Source organism: Streptomyces sp. YS-3, assembly GCF_045257485.1.
GTDB lineage: Bacteria > Actinomycetota > Actinomycetes > Streptomycetales > Streptomycetaceae > Streptomyces.
In genome coordinates this window covers 1-4,137 of the sequence record NZ_JBJHPC010000606.1, presented here as the reverse complement: position 1 = coordinate 4,137, position 4,137 = coordinate 1, and the positions used below count along the sequence as shown (strand labels likewise).

Annotated in this window: 5 protein-coding genes and 1 pseudogene; 1 reads left to right on the top strand and 5 read right to left on the bottom strand. The window is 70.1% G+C overall.

The window, feature by feature from the left end; all coding sequences use genetic code 11:
• Positions 1-566: 566 nt before the first annotated feature.
• Complete coding sequence (locus ACJA3G_RS31695) at positions 567-1,772, top strand: acyl-CoA dehydrogenase family protein (protein WP_406556489.1); 1,206 nt, start codon at positions 567-569, stop codon at positions 1,770-1,772.
• 25 nt (positions 1,773-1,797) lie between these two features.
• Here the strand turns inward: ACJA3G_RS31695 and ACJA3G_RS31690 are convergent, their stop codons facing one another.
• The 5 genes and pseudogenes from ACJA3G_RS31690 to ACJA3G_RS31670 form a co-directional block, all read right to left on the bottom strand.
• Positions 1,798-2,367, bottom strand: coding sequence for a GAF domain-containing protein (locus ACJA3G_RS31690; protein ID WP_406556488.1), 570 nt, complete (start codon positions 2,365-2,367; stop codon positions 1,798-1,800).
• Positions 2,364-2,978, bottom strand: coding sequence for a GTP-binding protein (locus tag ACJA3G_RS31685; protein WP_406556487.1), 615 nt, complete (start codon positions 2,976-2,978; stop codon positions 2,364-2,366). Before ACJA3G_RS31685 ends, ACJA3G_RS31690 begins: the two co-directional genes overlap by 4 nt.
• Complete coding sequence (locus tag ACJA3G_RS31680; protein WP_406556486.1) at positions 2,956-3,327, bottom strand: DUF742 domain-containing protein; 372 nt, start codon at positions 3,325-3,327, stop codon at positions 2,956-2,958. Before ACJA3G_RS31680 ends, ACJA3G_RS31685 begins: the two co-directional genes overlap by 23 nt.
• A gap of 2 nt (positions 3,328-3,329) precedes the next feature.
• Complete coding sequence (locus ACJA3G_RS31675; RefSeq protein ID WP_067166122.1) at positions 3,330-3,764, bottom strand: roadblock/LC7 domain-containing protein; 435 nt, start codon at positions 3,762-3,764, stop codon at positions 3,330-3,332.
• Positions 3,765-3,771: 7 nt separating this feature from the next.
• A pseudogene (locus ACJA3G_RS31670) lies at positions 3,772-4,137 on the bottom strand (ATP-binding protein); the annotation flags it as partial.

The following is a 4,137-nucleotide window of genomic DNA, read 5'->3' as shown; positions in this document are numbered from 1 at the left end:
GACCGGCGCCTTGGAGCGGGAGCAGGTGAAGATGGCGCGAAAGCCTTGTCGCGGGCGCGCGCCCGCGACAAGGCTTTCGCGCCATCTTCACCTGCTCCCGCTCCAAGGCGCCGGTCCACCACCCCGCCCGACGGCCACCGGGTGAAACGATCAGGTTCGCACAGGCGGGAACCGTACGGTGGACGGCCGCCGTGGCGTCCGAAAGCGTTCGGGGGCGGCCTCTCCCCGTGCTCGGGGATGCTCCTCGATGCCATTTCTCTGCGCCTTCGGGACCGATCCCTGTCCCTCAGTGCCGTATGCCCACGAAACCTTTGCCCTTGGCATGTGGCAGGAAGGCGAGACCGGGGAATGCCAACCGAGTGGTACCGAGGAGGCCAACCTCACAGAACACGCCAGTAGTCAAACGTCAACACGCCTCGTTCAGGCCAAAGTTGACAAGCACGTTGTAGCACCGCTGGATGATCAACAACATGAGGAGGTCGGCCTCTTCGGGACGGGGACCACTGCCGATGCACCACCTGCTCGAACACCGTGACGAGCAGGCGTTTCGCGGAGGAGGGCTCGCCATGGACGGATACTTCAGCAGCCGCCCGCACCACCAACTACGGGAGCGAGTAAGGCAGTTCGCGGAACGCGAGATCCGGCCCCGCATAGCGGCGATGGAGGCGGCGCGTTCCGTCCAGTACGACCTGTCACGGCTCATCGCCCGGCAGGGCTGGATGGGCGCCACCGTCAGTCCGTCGTACGGGGGGATGGGCGTCGGACACCTGGGAAAGACGATCATCATCGAGGAGCTGTCCCGGGTCAGCGGCGCCATGGGCGCCATGGCGCAGGCCTCCCAGCTGGGGGTGGCCAAGATAGTCCACTTCGGCAGCGAGGAGCAGAAGAAGCGCTGGCTGCCGGCGATCGCCGCCGGTGACTGCCTTCCCACGATCGCGGTGACCGAGCCGGAGTCCGGCGGCCATGTCCTCGGGATGACGGCGAGCGCGGTCCGCGACGGCGACGGTTACGTACTCAACGGCCGCAAGGTGTACGTCGGGAACAGCCATGTGGGGGATGTGCACGGCGTGGTCGTCCGCACCGGCCCCGGCTCCCGGGGACTGACCGCGTTCCTCGTCGAGTCCGACCGGCCCGGGTTCTCGCTCGGCCCCGAGCGCGACACGATGGGCCTGCACGGCTTCAGCTTCGGCGAACTCCACTTCGACAACTGCCGGGTGCCGCTGGAGAACCGCCTCGGCGAGGAGGGCGACGGGCTCGCCGTGGCCTACTCCTCCAGCGTCCTGTACGGCCGGGCCAACCTCACGGCCGTCTCGCTCGGCATCCACCGGGCCATCCTGGAGGAGACCAGCAGGTTCTGCGAGGAGCGCGTCCGCTATGGAAAACCGCTCCACGAACTGCCCAATATCAAGATCAAGCTGGGCCGGCTCCAGTCCCGGCTGATGACGGCCCGCCTCGCCGCCTACCACGCGGTGCACCTGCTCGATCAGGGGCTGCCGTGCGATCCCGAGCTCATGAACGCCAAGGTGGTCAACGTCGAGTCCACACTCGACTCGGCGCGCGCCGCCATGGAGATCCACGCGGCGGCCGGGCTCTTCACCGACTGCCCCATCGAGCGGTATCTGCGCGACGCGCACCACATCTTCGCCCCGGCCGGCACCACGGACGTCCAGCTGCTGCGGCTGGCGGAGGTGGCGCTGGGCACGGCGAAGGGCCAGTGGTCCCAGCGGCTCTCCGACGTCGTACGCACGGACGAGTTCGCGACGGCCCACTGACCGGGTGAGTCGGCGGGGGCGGCGGTCAGAAACCGCTGTCCTCCCGGTGGTGGATCTGCTCGATCAACTCGGCCGCCATCGACTTGATCGTCTCCAGGCCCGCCCGGCCCCACGGCCGCGGTTCGGTGTCCACGACGCAGATCGTGCCGAGCGCGATACCGGTCCGGTCGATCAGCGGCGCGCCCAGATAGGAGCGGATGCCGATCTCGTCGACGACCGGGTTGCCCGCGAACCGCGGGTAGTCGCAGACGTCCTCCAGGACCAGCGCCTTTCGCCGCACCACCACATGCGGGCAGTAGCCGTGGTCGCGGGCCATGAACCGGCTCACCCCGCCGGCCGCGGCCACCGCGGACAGATCGGTGCCCGCGTGCGCCCCCTCCGGGGTGTGCAGCCCGGCGAAGAACTGCTGGTTCTCGTCGATGAAGTTGACCATCGAGTAGGGCGCCCCGGTGACCTCCGCGAGCTTGTGGGCGAACTCGTCGAACGCCGGATCGGGGTGCTCGCCGATACCGAGCTGGCGCAGTCGCTGGACACGGACGGGTGCCTCCCGGTCGACCGGGGTGAGCAGCAGATGGCCGGTGGGGTCGTACGTCATGTGTGGGCTCCATGGCTGGTGGCGGCCGGAAAGGTGGACAGCAGGTGCTGCACCAGGGTGACCAGGGTCGCGATCCCGGAGCTGCCGATACGGGCGTCGCACAGCACCACGGGAACCTCCGGCTTGAGGTCTATGGCGGAGCGGATCTCGTCCGGGGTGTAGCGGTAGGCACCGTCGAACTCGTTGACCGCGACGAGGAAGCCGATCCCGCGCCGCTCGAAGAAGTCCACGGCGGAGAAGCTGTCCTCCAGGCGCCGGGTGTCGGCGAGGATCACCGCGCCGAGCGCGCCCTCGGAGAGCTCGTCCCACATGAACCAGAACCGCTCCTGCCCGGGTGTGCCGAACAGGTAGAGCACATGCCGCTCGTCGAGCGTGATGCGCCCGAAGTCCATGGCGACCGTCGTGGTGGTCTTGGACTCCACCCCTTCGAGGCTGTCGTGCGCCACGCTGACCGTGGTGAGCAGTTCCTCGGTGGAGAGCGGTTCGATCTCGCTGACCGCGCCCACGAAGGTCGTCTTGCCGACCCCGAAGCCGCCGGCGACGAGGATCTTCAGCGCGGTGGGGAAGAGATCCACGGCGGGGCTGACGTCAGAGCCTTCGTCGTAGGCCATCGAGCACTGCCTCCAGCAGAGAACGGTCGGTCGGGGTGTGGTGGAAGCGGGGGGCGCGGGCCGTCACCGCGCCGCAGTCCACCAGGTCGGACAGCAGCACCTTGGTGACGACGGCGGGCAGCCGCAGATGGGCCGCGATCTCCGCCACCGAGGTGGGCCCCTCGCAGAGCCCGAGCGCCTGGGAGTGCTCGGGCCCCAGCGGCGTCTGGGGCGGCTGTCCGGTCGCCATCACCTGGGAGAGCAGGTCCAGCGTGGCGGTCGGCCGGGTGCGCCCGTTGCTGACGGTGTACGGCCGGATCAGCCGCCCGGCCGCGTCGTCGAGCCATGGGCCGTCCTGCGGGGCGGCCACGCTCAGCGCCTCGTGCCGCTCGGTGTTCCGGCACCTTGCCGGGCCGGCGTCACGAGGTAGGGCCGTACGCTCTTGACCAGCATCGCCATCTCGTAGCCGAGCACCGCCGCGTCCGCCTCGCGTCCGGCCAGCACGGCGAGACAGGTGCCCGAGCCGGCCGTGGAGACGAAGAGCAGCGTGGAGTCCAGCTCCACCACCACCTGGCGGACCTCCCCGCCGTCGCCGAAGCGCGCGCCCGCGCTGCGGCCCAGCGAGTAGAGCCCGGAGGCGAGGGCCGCCATGTGGTCGGCGCTGTCGACGTCGAGACCGTGCACGGACTTCACCAGCCCGTCGGAGGAGAGCAGGACCGCGTTGCGTGTGTAGGGCACCCGCTGGACCAGTCCGCTGAGCAGCCAGTCGAGGTCCGAGACGTGTCCGGTCGGCGCATCGCTCGCCATGGTGCATCTACTCCTTGGAGTGTTCGGCGTCAGTTTCTGCCGGGTGGTGTAACGACTGGTCGGGGTGGGACCGGTGCGGTTGCGGTACGCCGGTGTGGTCGTGCCGGGCGGGCTGCGACTCGGCGAGGCCGATGCCCCGCTGGAACGCCGCCATCAGCCCCGGGTCGTGCACCGCGTGCTCGTCCTCCCTGCGTGCGGCCGGGGCGTCGCGCAGTTGCGGGACGAGGTGCTCCTGGCTGCGGCGCCGGGGCAGATCGGGCCGGCCGGTGCCGTGCGCCGTACCGCCGGCCACGGGTATGGGGGGCACCGGCGTCGCGGGCTCCCCGGCGCCCCGGTGGGTGCCGGGGACGGCGGCGGCCGGGTTGGGCCGCTC

What these genes read in the sequence shown, in the direction of transcription:
- ACJA3G_RS31695 (WP_406556489.1), top strand. Translation starts at nt 567, where the DNA reads ATGGACGGATACTTCAGCAGCCGCCCGCACCACCAACTACGGGAGCGA.
- ACJA3G_RS31690 (WP_406556488.1), bottom strand. Translation starts at nt 2,367, where the DNA reads ATGACGTACGACCCCACCGGCCATCTGCTGCTCACCCCGGTCGACCGG.
- ACJA3G_RS31685 (WP_406556487.1), bottom strand. Translation starts at nt 2,978, where the DNA reads ATGGCCTACGACGAAGGCTCTGACGTCAGCCCCGCCGTGGATCTCTTC.
- ACJA3G_RS31675 (WP_067166122.1), bottom strand. Translation starts at nt 3,764, where the DNA reads ATGGCGAGCGATGCGCCGACCGGACACGTCTCGGACCTCGACTGGCTG.